Genomic DNA, 2,714 nt, shown 5'->3' with positions numbered 1-2,714 from the left:
GGGGCACTTATTGGTTGCGTCTAGGGTGATCTTCGGATCACTCCCCATTCCTACATGGGAGCTTGGGCAATTCAATAAGCCCCGACCCAATGTTTTTTGATCGGTATTGAAATGGCTCAAAACTTGATGAGCCATGAATCAAAAAAAACAATTACTTCAAAATTTAGCGTGCCCACCGGAATAATCTGGTACAATAACCATATACCGCTCCCTCTTTGTCCCGGCCGAATCCGTCATAAATTTTCCAAGGGCTAAGGGATGGTTATTTTATAATTATAAGCCAAAAACAAACCAATTTTCTATCTAAAAACAAACGCAGATAGCGTAATGGGATAAGTATGCCTTTTTCGCACCGCTGATTTTTCGACCATAAACAGACCATATTATGATCACACTCATACTATTACTAATAAAAGATATTATAAAAACACGTCTTTATAGGGGAAACAACCTGTTAAAGATACTGACAGCTATTTTCGTTTCTATGTTTAGTTTATGCTCTGCACAGTCCGTGGAAACACGGGCTGACGCCGGGCAGTCCGCTAAGAATATCACAAGGGAAAATATCCCTTATCTTGTCAGAACAGAAAACAAAGATAATATCCGGGGGCAGATACTGCATTTTAATCCAGACGCTGATCTGACTAAATACCCGCTGCTGGAATATAGCGTAAATACGGAGCGTATTATTCCGCTCAAAGTGGACGAAAAAGTACCCGACAATATCCTGGACCTTCCCCTGCGTATCGTAAATGACACTTATGGCAGGGACAGTATTACTTTGCGGGAACTTTCCAGCGGCAAGATGCTCGTACTGGATTTCTGGGCCACCTGGTGCGCTCCCTGCCTGGCTTCGATGCAGAAGTGGGAAGAACTTGGCCCCAAATATAAAGACCAGGTGCGGGCCGTCGGGCTCATGCTCGACTACGACTATAAAGCCGAACTTACCGCAAACAAAAACGGGTGGACTTCACCCCAGCTCGTAGGCCCCGAGGTTTATCTGCTCAATGCATATTTATGCGGTATACCAGTCACAGGTCCCTCCGTTTGGATCAGAAACGGAAAGCTCGCCGGCATTACAGATGCAAAAGTGGATGCCCGGCCCATCCTGGAGAAAATGATCTCCGGTGAAATAAGCGCTGTTCCCGATAAGTACATGTGGAAATCACCATTCTAAACGGAGGAAATATGAAAAGCCACTTAACTATCACGATCCTATTTTTATTGTTCATCCCCCATGTAGATGCCCAGATTTCGGGATACGTAAGAAATGAAAACAGTGTACCCCTCCACGGCGCAACGCTGACCCTGCAAAGAAGCGGTGTTTCGGCGAAGACAGACCAAAACGGTCAATTTTCTTTTGGCAATGCGGTACCGCCGGACAGCCTTTCCATCAGCTTCATGGGGTACAGCACAAAAAAAATAGCGGTTACATCGCTCAAAGGCAAGCTGGAGATTATTCTGGAAAAAGGCAGCCGGACGATCGAGGAAGTACAGGTTGTCAATACGGGATTCTACCAGATCCCCAAAGAGCGGGCCACAGGCTCGTTTACTACTATTGACAATAAACTCCTGAACCGATCCGTCGGGGGCAGCATCCTTCAGCGGCTCGACGGTGTCGCTTCGGGTGTCCAGTTTGTCACTGCAAATGGTACAAAAGCATCCGATATCCGCGTCCGTGGGCTTGCGACCATACAGTCCGACGCCAGTCCCCTGATCGTTGTCGACAATTTTCCGTACGATGGTGACATCAGTTCCATCAACCCCAACGATATCGACAATATCACGATACTCAAGGACGGGGCCGCTGCTTCGATATGGGGAGCACGGGCGGGCAACGGTGTGATCGTCATTACAACAAAAAAGGGACAGTATGGACAGAAAGGACAGCTCTCGGTAAACAGCAACATAACCATTAGCCAAAAACCCGACCTGATGTACAGCCGGAACCGCCTCCCCTCAGAAACTGTCATGGCGATTGAAAAAGAAAAATACGAAAAGGGCGGATATTATCTGGAAAATGCTCAGCAGACACCTTTTCCCGGGTATGTGGAAATGTTGATGGCGTTGGATAAAGGAACACTCAGCCGCGGGGACTTTGAAAGACAGGAAGCCATTCTAAAAGGTACCGAAGTACGGGAAGAAGCAATGAAATACCTTTACCAGCCTGCTCTCTATCAGCAGTATTCGATTCAAGCACGTGGAGGCGGTGACAGTTTTACCTATTATGCCTCGGGAGGCTATGACAAAAACCGCTCCAGCGAGATCGGGAGCGCTAACGATCGAATAAACCTGAACCTGCAGAATACGTTCAGGCCATTTCCCAAACTTGAACTGTCCGCCGCACTCTGGTACAGCAGACAGAACCATCAGGATAATCAGATCACGCTGAACGACCTATCAGCAAATACCACACATGTCGGTCTTTCGCCTTATACAAGACTAACGGACGAAAACGGGAATCCCGCAGCGATCATCAAAGATTACAGACAGCCCTATGTGGATCAGGCAGAGGCTAATGGCCTATTGGACTGGCAGTACCGCCCGCTCGGGGAACGCGGACTGATGGACAGGCGGGGAGGCAGCGATGAGCTCAGGGCAGACCTGGGGCTGAGGTACGATTTTCTTTCACATTTCAATATCGGCCTTACCTATCAATATATCAGGGGAAGTTCATCCAGTACGGCACAGTATGATAAGGACAGTTATTATGC

General features: G+C 47.7%; 2 protein-coding genes. Both read left to right on the top strand.

Features of this window, described 5'->3' with window-relative positions:
- Window positions 1–385: 385 nt before the first annotated feature.
- Window positions 386–1,177, top strand: a complete 792-nt coding sequence (locus tag B2X72_RS10750; RefSeq protein WP_286849580.1) for a peroxiredoxin family protein — start codon at window positions 386–388, stop codon at window positions 1,175–1,177.
- An 11-nt stretch (window positions 1,178–1,188) separates the two neighbouring features.
- Window positions 1,189–2,714 (top strand): TonB-dependent receptor plug domain-containing protein (locus B2X72_RS10745; RefSeq protein WP_286849579.1); only part of this gene is annotated, 1,526 nt, incomplete at its 3' end.

Source organism: Sphingobacterium sp. UBA7253, from assembly GCF_002472745.1.
GTDB classification, from domain to species: Bacteria; Bacteroidota; Bacteroidia; order Sphingobacteriales; family Sphingobacteriaceae; genus Sphingobacterium; species Sphingobacterium siyangense.
This window is presented reverse-complemented; position numbering and strand designations above follow the sequence as displayed.